Source organism: Candidatus Electrothrix sp. (genome assembly GCF_052785085.1).
In genome coordinates this window covers 1-19266 of sequence record NZ_JALAAI010000079.1, presented here as the reverse complement: position 1 = coordinate 19266, position 19266 = coordinate 1, and the positions used below count along the sequence as shown (strand labels likewise).

The window sequence follows — 19266 nt, the reverse complement described above, 5'->3', positions numbered from 1 at the left end:
GCTGAATTCCGCCTGGAAAGTGTTCGACATCAAGCTGCAGTAACACTGACAAACGAAAAAAAATGCTTATTGGGCATCTCGGACAACTGAAATTGCTCTATGCTGGGGTACTTTTCAACACCCTTATTATGCACCGCATAGCTGAAATGGAAATTCATAACTATCGTTCATGCAAGGCAACACAAGTTAAGTTAGAAGCTTTCACTCCTTTAGTTGGCTATAACAACGCAGGGAAATCTAACATCTTGAAGTGTCTGGATGCTTTGGTTCGTGGAAAAGGGCAAGCAATTTCAAACTTCTTTGATCCTGAAAAACCAATAGAAATAATTGCTCATTTAGTTGGATTGGATGACGAAGCTCTTAATCATCTTTCTGCCAATCAAAAATCAAGCCTTGAACCTTATATTGAGAATGGCACTCTAAATATTCGTTTCTATCAAGAAAAACCCGGTACAGCTAAAAATGCAGTGACGCTTGGAATAAGAGCCCCAAGTAAACCTCAAGATGAGTGGGGTAACCCAAACGGTTTGCCTCAGGCTATTACAGCATTGTTTCCTGAGCCTACATTTATAAACTCAATGGAAGATTCTGCTGAAGATGTTTCTAAATTTAAAGCAGGAAATACGATAGGCAAATTGATTTCAAATTTACAAAAAGAAATTATCAAATCTAAAGGCGATGAAATTAATACTGCTCTATCTGCAATAGGTAAAAAACTCAACCTTGGCGGAGAAGAAAGGCTAAAAGAGTTCTCAGACTTTGATGATTCAATCAATGGTAAGATTGGAGATTTTTTCCCGGGGTTAACTCTTAATTTAGATATTCCGACCCCTGACATTGGTGACTTATTTAAGCAAGGTAACATCAAAGTAAAGGAAACTGGAAATCAACAAATAACTGACTTCTCTAATATGGGGCATGGTGCTCAACGAGCTATTCAAATGACGCTGATTAGACACCTTGCTGAGATAACTAAGGACGCAACGAAAAAAGGTAAAACTAATCTATTGCTAATTGATGAACCTGAACTATTTCTTCATCCTCAAGCCATAGAGCAAATACGTGGCTCTTTAAAGGTTTTAGCGGATAAAGGATATCAGGTAGTTTTCTCGACTCATTCACCATTTATGATTGATCAGATTGATATTCCAATTACTAATATTGTTCGTAAAAATGATGAAGGAACTGTTGTTGAAAGTAGATTAAAAGAGGCAATTGAAAAAGTATTAGATGATAACGAATCTCAAGCTAGGCTACTTTTCGATACATATAATTTAGGGCAAATTCTATTTTCTGATATGGTATTGATCGCCGAGGGTGATACAGAGAAACATGTATTGCCTACATTATTTCAGTCTGTTACAGGAAAAACTTTAGGCGAGGCAAAGTTGGCACTCGTAATTGCGACAGGTTCACCAAATATACCCGGTATGCTCTCAATCCTAAACGAGATGAATATACCAGCAAAAGCTTTAGCAGATTTAGACTTTGCTTTCACTGTAGCAAAATCAAAAAACTTAATAGATAAGCAACATCCAGATCTTGAAGCATGTTTAGATATAATTCAAGAAATACAACCTACGCATGGTTTTTTGCTAAATGGTAGGAACCCAACAAAGGGAAATAACTATAAAGCTTCAGATATATTTGAACTGCTAGCAAAAGAAGAAAAAGCTAAAGAGTATATTGAAAACATTCGCCAATATTTCAAAGGTAGTTGTTCTATTTGGATGTGGTCACTTGGAGCAATTGAGCCACACCTTTGCCTTGAAGCCAAAGAAACTGGTGAGTGGTATAAGTTCAAACAAAAGCTATTAGATAAACCTCTTAACGAAGTGGTTGAAGACAATAGTCATATCAATGAGTTTGTCGAATGGTGCGTAAGGTAACAAGTCAATTCAAAGGACAAAATTCTATCCTTTGGATCAACAATGGCTTGTGACCAAACATCCATTTGCAGCCAAGCTTACCCCTGAAGCTCGGTAGGTTGGGGTGAGGCACGAACCCCTGGCGCACCGGAAACGTTGGGGTTCGCTTCGCTCACCCGCAACCTACCTGCTTTTCACCTGATGTTGATGGCGTTTTGCCCGCCGCTCGGCATGTGGTGGGCAATGTGTCCCCCTTTTAATACCATACCGGTTGACATGGTCATGTTTGCGACCTACTATAAAGTCATAAACTTATTTTCTCAGGAGGTGCAACGATGCCGCAGCTCAATATCAGCCAAGTAAAAAGTCACTTTTCTGCCACGATTGCACGGGTTACTGCCGGTGAAACCGTGATTATCTGCAACCGCAATAAACCGGTCGCAGAGATCAGACCTATTCAACAACAGAAGAAGTTGAAAAAACGTCCCATCGGTCTTGCCGGAAAAGAATACCCTGAATGGGATATCGGGAAAGATTTCTTTGATCCGTTACCGGATGATATACTTTCCTTTTTTGCAGGTGTAGAGGAATGAGGATACTGCTTGACACCTGCACCTTTCTCTGGATCGTCCGGTCGGACCCTCAACTCTCTGACAGGGCAACAGAGGTTTTCGAAGATCCAGACAATACCGTCTTTTTCAGTTCAGTTTCGGCATGGGAGATTTCCGTTAAATGGAGTATTGGTAAGCTTATGCTCCCGTATCCGCCGGAACAGTTTGTTCCGAGGGAACGGAAAAGACATTTTATTGAAGAACTGCATTTATCCGAAAAGGATACGTTTCCACTTTCCAAGCTCCCGGATATCCATAAAGACCCGTTTGATCGTATGCTCATCTGTCAGGCAATTGAAAACGGCCTGACCATTCTTACCCCGGATCAGCATATTCAGCGTTATCCGTTGAAAACGTTATGGTAAAAGCCGGGTAGCCGTCCTCTGTCTCCTTTTATGTTGCTCTTGTTGAGAATGATTCCTGTATATTGAAATTATGATGAAGATTTATCCGGATAACTGCTGCATTCAAAGACCGCTTGATGATTGAGGTGACAGACAATGGAAATGAACCTGATATCAGATACAAATATTTTTTTGGCTGTCGCTCTGAATGAACCACCTGAAAGTTAAACTCGTGGAGTTGAAAAAATGAAGGTTTTCACTTTAGTTGAAGCACGTAATGACTTTTTGAAATTATTCAAGATCGCCCAAAGGGAAGAAGTTGAAATCCACCGAAAAGACGGTGTCATTTTTTCTCTTGTATCTAAAAGAAAAAAAGCGAAATCTCCTTTTGATATACCAGGAATAAAGACAAAAGCCTCGACAAAAGACATCCTCCAGGCGATTCGGGAATCAAGAGCTGAACAGTAGTAGTAGGTTGGGGTGAGGCACGAACCCCAACAAAACATGGCGCAGCTGTGGCGCACAAGGTGACAGATTTATTTCAAATCTTGCCCGTCATGCCGGAAATTGCATGGGCGAAGCACGGGGGCCTGCCCCTGCAAGATGCACGTTCGGATCGGGAAAAACCGGGGCCGTTGTCCTTTTGGATAAAAGAGCCACAGCCTGACCAGTCTCTTAAAAATACGCATCGAACACAGTCTGTTAGTGTTGACTTTTTATCCCTGCCATGTTCAAACTTGTGTGAACAATTCTTTCACTCAACCCCAAATACCATGATATCCTTACTCGCAAAAATCTGTAAATTTTTTATTCTTTACCTTATTCAGGCAGCCTGTCTTTGGATCGGCCTGGAAGCATCCACTTATCTTCAGGGAGATGCACTTAAAATCGCTCTCCAGGATTATTGGCTCCCTTTTTATGCCCTGCCACTGTTGACAACAGGGCTTATTTTTAAAGAGGCTAAGGATGCGCCCTTGGCTGCCCTGATCGGCTGGACAGAGCGGCAATGTCTTGCAGCATATCTTGATGGGGAAAGAGCCTGGCAGTATAATCAATTCGCCTTTTTTTTCCGCAGGCAGTGGATGCTCTATCTCCTGATAGCCTCTGTGTTGGTCTTTCTCAGTCTGCATGCGGTCTTTTTTCCCGACCTGAGTTCTGCCCTGAAAAATGCCATTATTCTTGTGCTCGCCTTCCTGTTTTTCGGAGGCCATTTTGTTGCCCTGCGCAAGCGAACCCTTGGTTTCCTCACCCTTCAGAGACAACTGCATCAACTGGCCCATCAGCTGCGTAACGAGCATTCACAGCTTTTAAAAAAGTTTGCGAGTAAAGAAAAAGCCGTGCCAGAAGACGTACTTCGCTATCTTGCAGAAGTTCTGGAAAAGGCAAGAGGGTATCTTGAAGTGATAACAGGAGAAAAACATGATATGGCCCTTCGTATAGCGCTGCCTCATCAAGAGGAACAGGGGAATATTATCTATCAAACCTTGGCCTGTACTGCCGGGTTGGAAAAAAATCCATGGTTGGAGCAGGCAGTTCCGGCCAATGAAGGCATTCCCCGTTATTTAATTGAAGAGCGGGATACCTGCAATGTCCTGGTGTATCGGGATATTAAAAAGGCGATAAAGGAACAGGTCTTTTGCGAAGAAACAGAGCCTGCCTTTGCTGATACGATCAGGTCGTTGGCTGTTGCCCCGTTAAAAGCCTGGGACGGTAAAAAGAAAAGCATGGTTGGCATGCTCTATATCAGCTCGGGTCGTACAAAGAGTTTTCGCGAGGAACATATTGATAGCATCCGTTTTCTTGCTGATATCCTGAGCGATGCGCTGGCTTCTTCGCTTACTGTCAATCATATGCTGATTATGAAAGGAAATAAGAATGCACGACGAAGACAACTTCTTGAAAAATACTGAGTATTTTCGTGAAAAGATGGCAAAACGGGAAGAGTACATGGGGATGCATCTGCCGAGAATTTTTGCCAATAAGGCAGATGACCTCTTGGGCAATCTTTTATTTCCCTCCAGAGAGAAAGCAGATGAGGAGCATGAGGCATCAGAAGAACCAAGATGAGGGCGTTCCGTTATAATGAGCAGGACCAAGGAACTGCCTTCTTCCAATGTTGGCAAATACATACAGTTGGTTGGTCTGATCCTTGCCTGCGGTGCTTTGCCCTTTTCTTATATGAAAAAAGAGGGGTTATGGCTCTATGCAGATACGCAGCTCCCTGACACAGCACAGGATGATGGTGTAGGGAGACTCCATGCAGCGCCTGCAAATACAGCAGCAACCTCTTCGCAAAGACGGGAAGGCAAGGCAACCACAGGCTTTGCGGAACAGGTTCAGCAGGCAATTATCACGGTTACAACCCCTTGGGGCCAGGGAACAGGTTTTTTTCTTAAGGAAGATGTGTTGATCACAGGCCAGTACCTGGTTGAGCCGGATTTGAATAAAATGGCTGCCTTAGAGGATCGCGTCATTCGCAATAAGAAAATTCTGCAACGTGAACTGGCTCAGTTAGCAGATTATCACGCCCGCCTCAGTAAGATGCAAAGGAGGAAGGCGAAAAAAGCCCTGAGTCTCCTGATTACAGAACGTGAGGAATATCTTGCTCACTTTAGAGCGCAGCAGGAAAAAGATGAGCAGATCCTGACTCAGCAAAAACAAGCCTGGAAACAAGCTCAGAACCAACCCGGAATACGTGTTATCCTGGCAAACAGGGTTGAGCAGCAGGCAGCCTTATTGCAAAGTAATGCAGACTATGGTCTTGCCCTGCTCAGCCTGCCATCAGCTCAGAATAATTCGGTGCTTAAGCCTCCTCTGCCACGGAATGATTTGTTGCGGTTAGGTGCCCCTGTTATTCTTCCCAGGAGTGTTCCGGTTGATGGCAGGAACTGGACCTTTGGCACCTTTGCAGGCTACCGTCGTATTGGCCCGGATAACAGGATGTATCTGCAAATTGAGGCAAAGCTTTCTCAAAATAAAAGTGGAACCCCTGTGCTGGATAGTGCAGGTTTTGTGCGTGGGGTTGTGACTCAGGTGGGCCAGGGACCGATTTTTGCCGTACCTGTTGAAAAAGTACTTGATGCGTTTGCAGGATCTCTACCTTAATGAACGAGCAAGGCGGGCGTCTTTTTTTTATGGTCTCACTTGAGTGTGGAGAAAAAGGAGAAGAATACGTTTCAGCGAATAAACAACAAAAGATAACAACAACTATAGAGCAAAAAACAGATTATGAATAAAGGATATTTCGGCCAATGGGGCGGTGCATTTATCCCGGAAGTACTTCATCAAACCTTTGCAGATCTCGAAAAGGCCTATAAGGCTATACGGGAAGATCCCGCATTTTGGCAGGAATATGTCGATCTGATGGGCAATTATTCCTGTCGGCCTACGCCGCTGACCTTTGCTGAGAACCTTTCCAATCATTTGGGCGGAGCCCGCATCTATATCAAGCGTGAAGACCTGAACCATACCGGTGCCCATAAGGCCAACAATGTGATGGGACAGGGCCTGTTGGTCAGGCGCATGGGGAAGAAACGGGTCATTGCCGAGACCGGAGCAGGCCAGCACGGAGTGGCCACTGCAACCATGGCGGCCCGCTTTGGTTTTGACTGCACCATCTACATGGGCGAGGTGGATGTGGCCCGCCAGCGTCCCAATGTCTTCTGGATGGAAAAACTTGGTGCTACTGTGGTGCCGGTAAAAGACGGTTCGCGAACCCTGAAGGATGCCATTAACGAGGCCTTCCGCGATTGGGTTACCAATATGGACAATACTCATTATGTCTTTGGCACAGCCTGTGGACCAACCCCTTTCCCGGAAATGGTGTCCTGGTTTCAGTCCATTGTCGGCATTGAGGCCAATAAACAGATCCAGGAGCAGCACGGTAACGTACCAGACCGGGTCTATGCCTGCGTGGGTGGAGGTTCCAATGCCATGGGGATTTTTAAAGGCTTTCTGGAGTATGAAGCGGTTGAACTGGTCGGGGTGGAAGCGGGTGGCAAGGGCCTTGAAACAGGAGAACATGCAGCCAGAATGGTGGGTGACACGGCAAGCCCTGGGGTGGCGCAGGGGTATAAAACCATGTTTCTCCAGGATGATGACGGCCAGATGCTGGAGACCCATTCCATTGCTGCTGGTCTGGACTATGTGGGTGTTTCGCCGATTTTAGCTGATCTGGGTGACAAGGGCAGGGTTCGTTTTGAAGCAGCAACTGATGAGGAGGTGCTGGATGCCCTGACCCTGACCATGCGGACCGAGGGGATTATCCCGGCTCTGGAATCCTCCCATGCCTTTGTTCAGGCGATTAAAGAGGCTCCGAGCATGTCCCGGAACCAGGCGATTATCATTAATATGTCCGGACGTGGAGATAAAGATATCTTTACTATTGCCCATGCCTTTGATGATCCTTCCTGGAAGGAGTTTATTATAGAACGGGCTGAGGAGTACAAGCAGAAGTCTTTTCTCACGTAGACCTCGGGTAAATGCATTGCCGGAATGAGTTTTTTTTGCATTGTTCCGGTGATGTTTCTTCTTTACCGGTCGCCCTCCTCTTTTTGAAGAGCATGGTATTTTCCCCTGTGCTTCCTTCTGCCATGTCTTGCAGTCCATCTTTTTTGATGCGATTTATTTTCGATCCTCTCAAGATTTTGTGAGTTCTCCCTGTTCAGTTTTTTTTGCTTTTTATCGTGCTGACAAGCAGGATTTTTTCAGTAAATTTCGTTGCGACACAAGATTATTCATAAAAGAGAAAGACTCGTTAGGTATCTCTTATGTTTTTGAATTATGGTAAAAGTTTGACTTTTCAAATATTGAGTGTCATAATTTTATAATATAAAGAATGACGGTCATCAAAACCGTGAGTTACGCAACCGCTGACCGATATTTACTGATACTATTTTGCGACTGGAGAAACGAAATGAGCGATTACTCGTATACCCGTTACCTTGTGAACAGAAATAACCAAATAGAGTTTACTGATAAGGCATGGGAGGATTTTGCCGGACAAAACGGTGGAGAAAAATTAATGAACGAAATGGTTCTTTACCGCGATATTTCCAGTTTTATATCCTGTGCCAGGTGTCAGGAACTGTATGATATGTTAATTAATAGCGTCAGGGGGACCAGAAAAGCGATTGAGTTTCCATTTCGCTGTGACTCTCCTGACATGAGAAGATTTATGAAGATGGAAATGATTCCTCTGGATCAAGAAAAAATAGAATTTACAAGTTATACTGAGAAGGAAGAGGCAAGACCACCAATATATCTTCTTGATATATCAGTTCCACGTTCCGAAGAAATTATAACTATTTGCAGTTGGTGTAAACGTATTAAAACTGATAATGCTCATTGGCTTGATATGGAGGAGGCTGTAGAAAAAATGGAACTGTTTAACAGCAATTGTTTGCCAAAATTATCACACGGTATATGTTCTTCCTGCTTTGAGACCGTTATGAAAAAAATAGGTTAAAAAAATATCTTTTCAGGTTGATCAGGCCATATAAGGTGAGGGGAGGCTCCATGCCCCTTTCTTTTCAAAATCTTTCCGTACCAGCAGTGTAATTCCCGCCTTTATTTTTGCATCCCATTGATTTTGAAAAAATGTTATGCTATGAAGTTCCTGCGTGGCCCGAAAATGCAAAGAGAGATAATAATAAGTAACACAAGAGGATGAACAAAAAAACTCTATGAAGAAACCGGTTGTTATCTGCGGCATAGATACCGATGTGGGGAAAACTGTCGTTAGCGGATTGCTCGCTCGTCATCTCATGGATCAGGGCAAGGTGGTGATCACCCAAAAGCCGGTTCAGACCGGTTGTAAGGATCGCCCTGAAGATATCCTCGTACACCGGAAGTTCATGGGTACTGGCTGGCTTAGCCCGGATGAGCAGGGCCTGACCTGTCCCTATTGCTTTCCTCTGCCTGCATCACCTCATCTTGCAGCCGAGCATGCTGGTGTGGTAATTGATCCGGCCCGCTTGGGTATTGCCACAGATACCTTGGCTGAACAGGTTGATCTGCTGATTATTGAAGGGGCAGGAGGTTTGCTGGTTCCGTTGACCAGAGAACTCTTACTCCTGGATTATTTCCAGCAACGTAGTTTTCCTCTGGTCCTGGTCACCACCCCCCGCCTTGGCTCCATTAACCATACCCTGCTCTGCCTTGAGGCGATCAAGCAACGCAATATGAACCTGTTGGGTCTGGTCTATAATATTCATGGCAAGGGGTATACTCCTGAGATTGTTTCAGATTCACTGAAACTTTTTAAGGAGGCGTTAGGGCGCTATGGCTTCCCGGATAAGGTGCTGCTCTTGCCTGATATTAAGGAATCCCGGGCTGTCCATTGGGATATTCTGTTGGAATGCAAGGGGCATGAATGATGATATGCGGACATACAGAGCAGGGGAGGGAGAAGCGTGATATTTAATCATTGATCAAAGCTCTTGGTAAAAATGTTATAAACACATTAAAACTCCAGGTTCAGATTTGTCTATACTGTGTTGGAGCGACAAATTGAAAATTACAGATAACCGCTGATTTTATCGTGACCGCTATCAGCATGAGATTGATCTTCTCTACCCGTTCGGCTCATCCTTTCTTCCTGTTAAAATTCGTGTTATTTCTCCTGCCTCTTCACCTGCCTGAAAATAACATCCCGTAATTTTTCCTTATCAATGGGTTTGGAAAGATAGTCATCCATGCCGGCTGCAAGGCATTCGGCACGGTCTTGAGCAGTGGCATTGGCAGTCAAGGCAATAATGGGGATTGTCATCTCTTCGTTGCGAAGCAGTTTTGTTGCTTCCAGGCCGTCCATAACCGGCATCTGGAGATCCATAAGGATAAAGTCATATTCGTCTTTGCGGGCCGCCTCAACTGCCTCCTGTCCATTATTAGCCGTTGTAACTGATATTTCCATTTTTTCAAGAAGGATTTGTGCCAGTTTCTGATTTAATGGATAGTCTTCAGCAAGAATCCCCCGAAGACCGGCAACAGAGCCGCTTTTCTCCTGCTTTTTTGCTCCTTCCAGATCCTTTTGGTCGTTTGAAGTTGCCTTTTCAAAACAGAATGTACAGTGAAATGTTGATCCTTTTTCAGGAGTACTATCCACCTTGATCGTGCCACCCATCATCTGAATAATAGAGGATGAGATAACAAGACCAAGCCCTGTTCCTCCATATCTCCGGGTTGTGGAGGGGTCAATTTGCGAAAAGGGTTTAAAGAGCACCTGGAGCCGATCTTCAGGAATACCGATACCTGTATCTGTGACAGAAAAAGCAAGAATGATTTGCTGGTCTGTTTCCTTTTCAAGGGATGTCTTCACTGTTATTCCCCCCTTTTCAGTGAATTTAATGGCATTATTGACCAAATTCATGATGACCTGGCAGAGTCGGGTGGGGTCTCCTTTAACAACCTGCGGAATGTTGTCCGCAATTTCACAGAATAGGACAAGATCTTTGGTTTTTGCCTCAACCTGCAGCATTTTCGCTGTTCCGCTGATTAGTTCTCTGAGTTGAAAGGGAATGGTTTCCAGCTCTATCCTGCCAGCCTCTATTTTAGAAAAATCAAGGATATCCTTTATCAGAGCAAAAAGTATGTCAGAAGAACGACAAACGGTCTCAGCGTATTCCAGTTGTTCCGGAGTCAGTTCTGTTTCCCGGATCAGCTTATTCATGCCAATGATCACATTCATAGGTGTCCGGATTTCATGACTCATGTTGGCAAGAAAGGCACTCTTGGCCTGATTGGCCTTTTCAGCCCCTTCTTTTGCCTGGCGCAGAGCAGTGGCTGTTTTTTTCCGCTCTGTAATATCCTGGACAATACCCACTGAACGGATAATCCTGCCAGCTGTATCCCGTTGATGTTGGCATTTTTCATGGACAAAACGCACCTCCTTGTTATCCCAGCGGATGATGCGATGCTCAACCTCGTAATGATCTGCTCCTTGTTCAACCGATTCTGTGTAGGCCCGATGTACCTGGTTACGGTCTTCGGGATGTACCCGTGCGAGAAATTCTCCATAATTGGCAGCAAATTCCCCAGGCTCTAATCCGAAAATACGATAGGTCTCGTTTGACCATTCCAGAGAATTTTCAGCAACATTTAGAACCCAACTGCCCAGCTGGCCGATACGTTGCGACATGCTGAGTAATGCTGTCTTTTCATCAAGAGCTTTTTTGGCCTGCTGTAAATCAGTGACATCCACAAAATTGATAATGACCTTATCTGGTTGGTCGTTATCCCCTGGTACGGGAATGCCGTGCAAATAAATCCAGGTGATATCAGGGCGGTCAGGTCGTTGAATACCCAGCAGCTCATTGGAGACTTTTTCATGTCTTCCCAGAATGCGGGAAACCGGACAGGCATCTTCCGGCAGGATACCACCCTCAGTATCGGTGAAATTCCACTGTACTGCTCTGTTGTCTCTGTGCGACTCATCTTCAGGCATCCCTAAAATACGGCTGGCTTCCGGGTTGCTGAGCAGAATATTTGCATCGCGATCATAGACTACCACTCCGCTGAGGAGATTATCCAAGGTCATCTTATAATCAGCTGCATTATTTTTCACTGTCAGCTCTGCCAGTTTAATATCGGAAATATCAGTATAGGTTAGTATAACTCCTTTGATTTTTCGTTTTTTTCCGCGGAAAGGGACCATTCGCTGGAGAAGCCATGCTCCGTCCTGGCTTTGTACTTCCTGTTCAGCCATATGTCCTGTTTCCAGTACCTGACTAACATCATTGAGCATTTTATTTTGGTCTGTCAGCTGATAGGCGATATGGTCAATGGGACGGCCAATATCCTGGGGAAGCAGCTTAAAGGAGTAGGCACTTGCCGGGTTGAATTTACGGATAACCAGATGTTTGTCCAGAAAGATAACTCCTACTTCCAGGCTGTCCAAAAGGTTCTGGTGCTCCCGGTTTAATGCCTCAAGTTCATTGTTTTTACGTTCAAACTCTGCATTAACTGTGTAGAGTTCTTCATTGACTGAGTGCAGTTCCTCATTGGTGCTTTGCAGCTCTTCATTGGATGCCAGTAACTCCTCATTGGTGGCCTGCAGCTCTTCGTTGCTGGTTTGCAGTTCTTCCACCGTGGTTTGAAGATTCTCTTTGGTGAGCTGGAGTTCTCCATCCAGGTCAGTGATATACTTTTGCAGGGTACGAACACTCTGGTCATCCTGAAGAAAGGTCTTTGATTCAGAAGAGGTAACAGGTGAAGAGGAAGTGAGGTGTTGAGGCACCAGGGAAACATGGTAATGACTGGAATGCGTTTTTTCGTCTGGCAGGTGCTGGACAACCACATCCACGCGTCGGGTCTCTTCACCATAGGGTACGCTGACATTGGGCAAAGTGAAATCAGCATCACTGGCAACAGTTCGTTGTAAGGCAACGCTGACCGCCAGATGCAAATCTCCTTCCAGCATGGAAAGAAAATCATTTTCCACCCGGCCCTCAGGAGGTTTGATATATGCATTGATATCACCAAAGTAATGCAAAACCTGACGATGCTGATTCAGGAGTACTCCGGTGGGGACATAACGTTTGAGCAGCAGGTCATAATCATGGAGAATCTGGCGATCCAGCAGGGCAGAATTTTTTGTTGTGATTTTCCGGTCAGGGGAAATCAAGGGTGGCATGGCGTTGCCAAGTTCTTTGATTCCGAGTCCTCGTCGTGAGTCCCCGACTTTTTGGAATATATTATGGTTACTGTGGATGGGTGTAAAGTCATCGGTAAATTTTCCAGTCCCCTCACTCAATCCGAGCAGGAGAATACCTTCAGGGCGCAAGGCAAAATGAAGCAGATTGAGAGAGCTATCCTGACTTTCCGGGGAAAAATAAATCAACAGGTTGCGGCAGGAGACCAGGTTCATTTTAGTGAACGGTGGGTCATTGATCAGGTTGTGAGGAGCAAAAATCACGAGCTTGCGTAGTTCCGGGGAGACACTGTGGCTCCCGAATTTTTCCATTATGAAATAGCGATCCAGTCGTTGTTGAGACACATTTTTCAGGCGTTCAGGTTCATAAACTCCTTTAGAGGCTGTTTCCAGGGAATGGCGATGTACATCAGTGGCAAACACAGAGATTTTTTTCTGGTACCCCAGCCGTTCAGCAGCTTCATGGAGAAGGATAGCTATGGAATAGGCCTCTTCACCTGTAGCGCAGGCAGCAATCCATGCCCGCACACCATCAGGGCTGGCCTGTTCAAAAAGTGTTGGTATAATTTCTTGTTCCAGATAGGAGAATACCTGGGGATCCCGGAAAAATTCTGTGACACCAATAAGCAGGTCTTTGTACAATGCATCCAATTCCAGAGGATTATTGGCCAGAAAATCCACATAGTCACGTACCTGCTGGAGATGACAGAAATCCATCCGGCGCTGGATACGGCGACCCACCGTTGTGGGCTTGTATTTGGAAAAATCCAGGCTTCCGGCGTGATAACATAATTGCATATCCCGGTATTGACCGCTGCTCTTGGCATACCGTCGAACTGGGCCGACTCCACAGTTTGGGCCAGAACCAAGCCGCCTGCATCATGAATGGCCTGAATCCCTCTGGAACCGTCAGAACCTGTCCCGGAAAGAATAATGCCAACAGCTTGTTCTTCCGCAGCATTGGCCAGAGACTCAAAAAATATATCTACAGGTAGGGTCAGGTGCTGCGTTGTGCGTTCCTGAAGGTAGAGTCTTCCGTTATCCATGGTCATGACGCATCTGGGAGGGATAAGATAGATGGCATTTTTTTGTAACCCGATCCCGTTTTCTACCCGGTGGATAGGCATGGTTGTATGGCGGGCCAGCAGGTTATCCATCAGGCTCTTAAAGTCAGGGGAAAGGTGCTGAACAACGACAAAGGCCATGCCACTGTCCGGCGGCATGGCACTGAAAAAGGCTTCCAGGGCTGCTAACCCACCAGCCGAGGCACCAATACCGACTACGGGAAAGGTCAAAAGGGTCTTTTTTTGTTCCTGCATGGTGTTTAATTTTCTGTTATCAGATTATGAGATGCGTTCATTCAAATCGGGATTTGAGAGGTAAGAATCAATCGAATAGCTTTCAGGCTTTTGTTATCCCTCCCTCAAGGGAAGGGATGGGAGTTTATACGAACAAACCGGGTGACTCCTTGGAGTCACTCAATTACCTTTCATATTTTGTTGCCTCTCCCCAGGGTGGGGTGTGGAATGGGTATTATTGAAATCGCCTGATTCTATAGCTTCGACAAGTTTTTCAAAAAAAAAACATTCGTTCGGAAAGACACGCATGATTAGAGCATAACTTGGACAGTTAATCAATGCTTTCTCGTAAGTACTCAGCCAATGAAAACAGTACTTCCTGCTTGTATGTTGTATGCTGCGTTTTCGGGAGTTTTAAAGTTCATAGTGACAGCATAATTTTCACCTGTTGATTCTGTCAAGAGGATTAATGGCGGGCTGGTTCCGATCAGGGAAACCATGATATGATCGGCATCGGAAAAGCAGTGCGCCACAGATCAAAAAAATGGATCAGTCTTCTGGCGGCTTTCCGCCGTTTTTTAATAATTTTTGCAAGTGTATCACCAAATATTTTGATCTGCTTGTTCTTTGAACTCCTTCGGCAATATATTAAAGGTTGGGAAAAAGTCGTTCGTCTTCTTTTTGCGCATGCATAAGTATCATCCGCACAATACCTTTACTTGCTTCTATGATTGTTTCAACATCGCTTTTTAAGAGAGAGGAATTATATCGCAGTAATTTTTCTTTGAATGTATCAAGTTTACGTAATATTAGAGCATGTTCCTGCTGCAACTCCTGAACCATCATTTTTTCTTCCGGGCTGCCATGCTGAATAATCATAGGAAAGATTTTTTCCTCTTCGAATTTAAAATGCTTAACAATGTATTCATCAATAAAAAACTGAATTTTATCAATATAATTTTCGAGATCACCGGATTCTATTGCTTCGATAAGTTTTTCAAAAAAAGCCATTCGTTCGGAAAGATAGGTATGATCAAGGCATAGTTTGGTCAGTTTATCCATTTTTTCTCCTTATTTGCCGGGAGTTTTGATGTGCATTTGTGTACATCAAAGTGGTTGAAGAATTTAGTTCAATTAATGCTAAGTATAATTATTTGTACTGTCTTTGTTATGAAAAAGCAAATTTTCATAACAGAGAAAGAATCTGATCCTGGTAATCTCGGTAACGGTTCATTATTTGTGGTCTTTCCTTGAAGTTTATCCACTGCACAGGTACACTCCATTGAAAAGAAACTCACCTCTTCCTGTTCAGTTGGCCAGGGAGACCAAGCCCTCTGGGCGCTGATACCACAAATATACCGGAACCGTACACCCAAGGAGGCTGCACCCATGTCGGGAAACTCTGCAATGTTCAAATACGATGAATACGGCAACACCCGTGAAATATATGTTTATGCTAGTGGGCCCAGCCTGCATTCTGATCCTTTTGTTAACCGAGGCACGGCCTTTACTATTGACGAACGGCAGCGTCTCGGGTTGGTTGCCATGCTGCCTCCGGCAGTGCGTAGTCTGGAAGAACAGGTGGAAAATAGCCGAATCAAGGTTGAAGCAAAGGACTCAGATATTGAGCGTTTTGTCTATATTCGTTCCCTGTTTGATCGTAATGTGACACTGGCCCATGCCCTGATCAAGAGTGATATCAGCCGTTATATGTCGCTTATCTACACTCCAACAGTGGGGTATGCCTGTCAGCAGTACTCTTCCATGTTCCGTTCAGCTAACGGGCTGCATTTTCATCCTGGTAATATAGATCAGGCAGAAAATGTCCTGCGTCGTTTTCAGCAACGGGATATTCGGGTCGCAGTGGTTACGGATAACCAGGGGATTCTCGGCCTGGGAGATCAGGGAGCTGGGGGAATTGCAATCTGTCTGGGCAAGCTGATGCTCTACACTCAGGGAGCAGGGATCGCACCCTGGCATTGTCTGCCAATTTCCCTGGATGTGGGCACAAATAATGAGGCTCTGCTCAATGACCATGAATATCTGGGCTGGCGTCATAAACGGATAACTGGTGATCAGTATATTGATTTTATCCAGCACTTTGCCCGGGCCTTTCGTAATGTTTTTCCCAGTGCCCTCTGTCAATGGGAGGATTTTTCCAAGCAGAATGCCTTTGCCATCCGCGACGCCTTTCTTCATGACCTGATTTCCTTTAATGATGATATTCAGGGAACCGGTACTGTTGCCCTGGCAGCTATTTACACAGCTATGCGGATCAAACAGGAAAGCCTGGCCAAACAGAAATTTCTGATCCACGGGGCTGGAGCAGGGGGGATTGGTATTGCTGAGCAGATTTTGATTGCTCTTTGCGCTGAAGGGGTGCCGGAAGATGTGGCTCGTCAGCAGATTTTTACCCTGGATTCACAGGGGCTGATTACTACAGCCCGTGAGTTGCTTCCTTATAAACAAAAATTTGCCCAGGATCCAGCAGCGCTTGATTGGCTGAAGGAGGAACAAGATGGTCAGTTGGAAAATGTGGTGAAAAAATCTGGGATTACCGTGTTGATTGGTACTTCCGGGCAACCGGGCTGTTTCAGTAAAGAGGTTGTGCTTTCTGTATGCAAAAATACTGACCAGCCAGTTATTATGCCGCTGTCTAACCCAACAGATCATGCTGAGGCTGTGCCTGCTGATATCTATAGTTGGACCAAAGGACGGGCCCTGATCGGAACAGGCTCACCATTTCCTGATGTGCTCTATGGAGGACGGGCATTCCCTGTTTCTCAGGCAAATAATGTTTTTGTTTTTCCAGGGGTTGGACTCGGAACCCTGGCCTCGGGATCCCGTGCTGTGCTGCCGGAGTTTTTTATTGCTGCTGCCGAAGCGGTATCTTCCTGCGTGACGACAGCAGCAATGAAGGACGGTGCGCTGCTCCCTCCGGTGACGGATCTTGCCCAGGTCAGCCTGAAAGTTGCTCAGGCAGTGGGAGAAGCTGCCATAGCTGCGGGCATCAGTCGGCCTTGTGCTTTTTCCAGTTTTCAGCACCAGGATGATCCGGTTCGATTGCAGAAATTGATCCGTAATTTTCGTTGGCAACCAACATATTTACCTCTGGTGGCGATGTGATATTTATTATTTGGGTGTTTTTGTCCCCCAGAGGGTAACCCTTATTAAAAAAGGAGAACAGATTATGAAAAAACAGGATACGCATAGTGTGGCAATAGGTTATATCCTCTGGATTTTTGGTTTCATGGGGATGCATCGTTTTTACTACGGTAAACCTGTTTCCGGCACCATATATTTCTTCACTCTGGGATTGCTGGGGATAGGCTGGATTATTGATCTCTTTTTGATTCCCGGTATGGACCGTCAAGCTGATCTTCGTTTTGCCCCTGGTCCTAAGGATTATAATCTTGCCTGGATTTTTTTAGTTTTTCTTGGACCCTTTGGAATTCACCGGATGTACATGGAAAAATGGTTGACCGGTATCCTCTATCTTTTTACCGGCGGGGTATTTCTCCTGGGCATTCTCTATGATCTCTGGACGTTGAACGATCAACTTTCACAAGTAAATAATGGCTGAAAGCTAATACTTGAGAAGTATTTCCCTTCCCCAGGGGGAGGGAAAATCCGGTTCATTATTTTTTTTCTTGCAATGGCAAAGAAGGTGTGGCATCCTTGCCTTATCTTATTTTTTATCTTTTTGTAAATACCGTATGATTATTTTTTCTTCATATATCTGAGGCCGTAGAAACGGTACCCGGTCCGGTTCGGACTGGCAGAGCATATCAGCGGTTTTTTCCCTCTTTGATTTTTCTTGAACATCCTTTTTTCCTTTCCTGAAAATCAGACAGGCTAGGACCGTGTCTGATCCATGTACGTACATAAACGGACAGTTGCGTCGTTGTGTGCGATGCAGTTTATTCTCTGTCTCAGTGCCTTTCTGCCTTGGCCATATCGTTGTATTTTTGTGGGATAAAGAGATTACCCTTTCTCCCTTTTTAATCAATTGGTCGAGAAAACTGTCATTTATCAGGAGAAAATTATGATTGAAGTAACTGAAACAGCTATTGTCAATGTGAAAGAATATCTGAACCAGGGAAAAATAGAATCCCCAATCCGTATCTTCATAATGCAGGGTGGTTGCTCTGGGCCAGGCCTTGGATTGGCTATTGATGATGCCAGGGAAGATGACCTGACCTTTGAGCAGGATGGGGTGAATTTTCTGGTTGAAAAAGCTCTTGCAGAAAGCTGCGGTGCCATTAAGGTGGACTATCTTGAGTCCAGCAGCGGTTGTGGCTGTTCTGGTGGTGGTTTTAAGATTACCAGCGAAAAGCCGTTGCCAGGGGCAGGTGAAGGTTGCGGTGGTTCCTGTTCGTCCGGTGCCTGCTGTTAATCACAGAAGAGAGAGAAAAATGAGCAATTTTGAAGTAAAAGCCTACCCGGAACTCTGGCAGTCCCTGGATATGGATGTGGAGCGTTTTGACAAGGCCCGCCAGATGTTGGGCGATGTCTATGCGCAATCCTTTTTGAGTCAGCAAAATCGTCCCAAGGCTATGGCCTATTTTGATGAGATGATAGCTGAACTGCACGGTGGTCGAATTAAGGAATTGATGGCAGTCAAAGCAGAAGGGCGGCCTGTGGTTGGCACCTTTTGTGTATATATTCCTGAAGAATTGGTGATAGCCGCAGGCGGTGTCTGCATTGGCCTCTGTGGTGGATCTCAAGGATCTATACCTGATGCAGAAAAGACCCTGCCCCGCAATATCTGCCCTATGGTTAAATCAGCCTATGGTTTTAAGGCGGGCCGGATTTGCACGTATTATCAGGTGGCGGATTTTCTGTACGGGGAAACTACCTGTGACGCCAAGAAAAAGACCTGGGAATTACTTGATCGTCTGATTCCCACCCATGTCATGGAGATTCCTCAATGCAAAAAGCCCCACAGTATTGCCCTGTGGCAGGAAGAGGTCAAGGTCTTTAAGGCCAAAATGGAAGAAACCACAGGCAAGGAAATCACCGAAGAAAATCTGGCTGAAGCTATCAAGCTGATGAATAACAAGCGTACGGCTCTGCAACGTCTGAATAGCCTGCGTCATCAGAGTCCCAGCCCGATTTCCGGCAAGGATGGTTTGCTGATTGAACAGATTGCCTTTTATGATGATCCGGTTCGCTTTACTGAAAAGGTGAATGTGCTGTGCGATGAGCTGGATGAGCGGGTGCAAAATCAGGTGAGCGTACAGGGGCAGAACAGTGCCCGGGTGATGATTGCTGGTTCACCTATGGCCCTGCCTAACTGGAAGGTTCATAACCTGGTGGAAGGGGCCGGAGCCGTGATTGTGAATGAGGAGTCCTGTATTGGTACCCGCTATTTTAAAAGGATAGGAATTCCCATTTTTTATTCAATAAATCCATAATGATCGTGTAAAATATAGAAAAGAGTTGAAGAGTCGGCAAGAGGAAGGAGAAATGCGCAAGATTGATCAGAACATTTTT

General features: G+C 45.1%; 17 protein-coding genes and 1 pseudogene. 15 read left to right on the top strand and 3 right to left on the bottom strand.

Annotated features, from left to right (window positions below; all coding sequences use genetic code 11):
• Positions 1 to 62 precede the first annotated feature (62 nt).
• The 11 genes from L2082_RS12820 (at position 63) to bioD (ending at position 9200) form a co-directional block, all read left to right on the top strand.
• Entirely contained in the window at positions 63 to 1889 is a 1827-nt protein-coding gene (locus tag L2082_RS12820; protein WP_446011817.1) for an ATP-dependent nuclease, read from the top strand.
• Between the two features lie 314 nt (positions 1890 to 2203).
• On the top strand, positions 2204 to 2461 hold the full coding sequence (locus L2082_RS12815; protein ID WP_446010806.1) for a type II toxin-antitoxin system Phd/YefM family antitoxin: 258 nt from the start codon (positions 2204 to 2206) through the stop codon (positions 2459 to 2461).
• A complete protein-coding gene (locus tag L2082_RS12810; protein ID WP_446010805.1) occupies positions 2458 to 2844 on the top strand; it encodes a type II toxin-antitoxin system VapC family toxin in 387 nt (128 codons plus the stop codon). Before L2082_RS12815 ends, L2082_RS12810 begins: the two co-directional genes overlap by 4 nt.
• Before the next feature lie 225 nt (positions 2845 to 3069).
• Complete coding sequence (locus L2082_RS12805; protein WP_446010804.1) at positions 3070 to 3291, top strand: prevent-host-death protein; 222 nt, start codon at positions 3070 to 3072, stop codon at positions 3289 to 3291.
• A gap of 305 nt (positions 3292 to 3596) precedes the next feature.
• Entirely contained in the window at positions 3597 to 4733 is a 1137-nt protein-coding gene (locus L2082_RS12800) for a hypothetical protein (RefSeq protein ID WP_446010803.1), read from the top strand.
• A complete protein-coding gene (locus L2082_RS12795; protein WP_446010802.1) occupies positions 4699 to 4890 on the top strand; it encodes a hypothetical protein in 192 nt (63 codons plus the stop codon). The genes L2082_RS12800 and L2082_RS12795 overlap by 35 nt, the downstream gene beginning before the upstream one ends.
• 15 nt (positions 4891 to 4905) lie before the next feature.
• The gene (locus L2082_RS12790; RefSeq protein ID WP_446010801.1) at positions 4906 to 5928 is read left to right on the top strand and encodes a S1 family peptidase; all 1023 of its coding nucleotides are present in this window, start codon (positions 4906 to 4908) and stop codon (positions 5926 to 5928) included.
• Positions 5928 to 6059 (top strand): hypothetical protein, encoded by a 132-nt coding sequence (locus tag L2082_RS12785; RefSeq protein WP_446010586.1) that lies wholly within the window; start codon positions 5928 to 5930, stop codon positions 6057 to 6059. Before L2082_RS12790 ends, L2082_RS12785 begins: the two co-directional genes overlap by 1 nt.
• Positions 6052 to 7293 (top strand): tryptophan synthase subunit beta, encoded by a 1242-nt coding sequence (gene trpB / locus L2082_RS12780; protein ID WP_446010587.1) that lies wholly within the window; start codon positions 6052 to 6054, stop codon positions 7291 to 7293. Before L2082_RS12785 ends, trpB begins: the two co-directional genes overlap by 8 nt.
• A gap of 445 nt (positions 7294 to 7738) precedes the next feature.
• Entirely contained in the window at positions 7739 to 8290 is a 552-nt protein-coding gene (locus tag L2082_RS12775; RefSeq protein ID WP_446010588.1) for a hypothetical protein, read from the top strand.
• 217 nt (positions 8291 to 8507) lie between these two features.
• The gene (gene bioD, locus L2082_RS12770) at positions 8508 to 9200 is read left to right on the top strand and encodes a dethiobiotin synthase (protein WP_446010589.1); all 693 of its coding nucleotides are present in this window, start codon (positions 8508 to 8510) and stop codon (positions 9198 to 9200) included.
• A 236-nt stretch (positions 9201 to 9436) separates the two neighbouring features.
• On the opposite strand, the gene L2082_RS12765 is transcribed toward bioD, so the two are convergent.
• The 3 genes and pseudogenes from L2082_RS12765 to L2082_RS12755 all read right to left on the bottom strand — a co-directional run bounded on the left by L2082_RS12765 (position 9437) and on the right by L2082_RS12755 (position 14832).
• Positions 9437 to 13189 (bottom strand): CheR family methyltransferase, encoded by a 3753-nt coding sequence (locus L2082_RS12765; RefSeq protein WP_446011816.1) that lies wholly within the window; start codon positions 13187 to 13189, stop codon positions 9437 to 9439.
• 68 nt (positions 13190 to 13257) lie between these two features.
• Positions 13258 to 13791, bottom strand: a pseudogene (locus L2082_RS12760) (chemotaxis protein CheB); the annotation flags it as partial.
• Positions 13792 to 14418: 627 nt separating this feature from the next.
• Entirely contained in the window at positions 14419 to 14832 is a 414-nt protein-coding gene (locus L2082_RS12755) for a hemerythrin domain-containing protein (protein WP_446011018.1), read from the bottom strand.
• A 327-nt stretch (positions 14833 to 15159) separates the two neighbouring features.
• Between L2082_RS12755 and L2082_RS12750 the strand changes: the two genes are divergently transcribed.
• From L2082_RS12750 to L2082_RS12735, 4 genes are all read left to right on the top strand, one after another.
• Entirely contained in the window at positions 15160 to 16896 is a 1737-nt protein-coding gene (locus tag L2082_RS12750; RefSeq protein WP_446011815.1) for an NAD-dependent malic enzyme, read from the top strand.
• 64 nt (positions 16897 to 16960) lie between these two features.
• Positions 16961 to 17353, top strand: coding sequence for an NINE protein (locus tag L2082_RS12745; RefSeq protein WP_446011203.1), 393 nt, complete (start codon positions 16961 to 16963; stop codon positions 17351 to 17353).
• A gap of 462 nt (positions 17354 to 17815) precedes the next feature.
• Positions 17816 to 18166 (top strand): IscA/HesB family protein, encoded by a 351-nt coding sequence (locus L2082_RS12740; RefSeq protein WP_446011202.1) that lies wholly within the window; start codon positions 17816 to 17818, stop codon positions 18164 to 18166.
• Between the two features lie 19 nt (positions 18167 to 18185).
• A complete protein-coding gene (locus tag L2082_RS12735; protein ID WP_446011201.1) occupies positions 18186 to 19187 on the top strand; it encodes a 2-hydroxyacyl-CoA dehydratase in 1002 nt (333 codons plus the stop codon).
• Positions 19188 to 19266: the final 79 nt, after the last annotated feature.

Coding starts and splice junctions, on each gene's coding strand:
- L2082_RS12820 (WP_446011817.1), top strand. CDS start 63: ATGCTTATTGGGCATCTCGGACAACTGAAATTGCTCTATGCTGGGGTA.
- L2082_RS12815 (WP_446010806.1), top strand. CDS start 2,204: ATGCCGCAGCTCAATATCAGCCAAGTAAAAAGTCACTTTTCTGCCACG.
- L2082_RS12810 (WP_446010805.1), top strand. CDS start 2,458: ATGAGGATACTGCTTGACACCTGCACCTTTCTCTGGATCGTCCGGTCG.
- L2082_RS12805 (WP_446010804.1), top strand. CDS start 3,070: ATGAAGGTTTTCACTTTAGTTGAAGCACGTAATGACTTTTTGAAATTA.
- L2082_RS12800 (WP_446010803.1), top strand. CDS start 3,597: ATGATATCCTTACTCGCAAAAATCTGTAAATTTTTTATTCTTTACCTT.
- L2082_RS12795 (WP_446010802.1), top strand. CDS start 4,699: ATGCACGACGAAGACAACTTCTTGAAAAATACTGAGTATTTTCGTGAA.
- L2082_RS12790 (WP_446010801.1), top strand. CDS start 4,906: ATGAGCAGGACCAAGGAACTGCCTTCTTCCAATGTTGGCAAATACATA.
- L2082_RS12785 (WP_446010586.1), top strand. CDS start 5,928: ATGAACGAGCAAGGCGGGCGTCTTTTTTTTATGGTCTCACTTGAGTGT.
- trpB (WP_446010587.1), top strand. CDS start 6,052: ATGAATAAAGGATATTTCGGCCAATGGGGCGGTGCATTTATCCCGGAA.
- L2082_RS12775 (WP_446010588.1), top strand. CDS start 7,739: ATGAGCGATTACTCGTATACCCGTTACCTTGTGAACAGAAATAACCAA.
- bioD (WP_446010589.1), top strand. CDS start 8,508: ATGAAGAAACCGGTTGTTATCTGCGGCATAGATACCGATGTGGGGAAA.
- L2082_RS12765 (WP_446011816.1), bottom strand. CDS start 13,189: ATGGATTTCTGTCATCTCCAGCAGGTACGTGACTATGTGGATTTTCTG.
- L2082_RS12755 (WP_446011018.1), bottom strand. CDS start 14,832: ATGGATAAACTGACCAAACTATGCCTTGATCATACCTATCTTTCCGAA.
- L2082_RS12750 (WP_446011815.1), top strand. CDS start 15,160: ATGTCGGGAAACTCTGCAATGTTCAAATACGATGAATACGGCAACACC.
- L2082_RS12745 (WP_446011203.1), top strand. CDS start 16,961: ATGAAAAAACAGGATACGCATAGTGTGGCAATAGGTTATATCCTCTGG.
- L2082_RS12740 (WP_446011202.1), top strand. CDS start 17,816: ATGATTGAAGTAACTGAAACAGCTATTGTCAATGTGAAAGAATATCTG.
- L2082_RS12735 (WP_446011201.1), top strand. CDS start 18,186: ATGAGCAATTTTGAAGTAAAAGCCTACCCGGAACTCTGGCAGTCCCTG.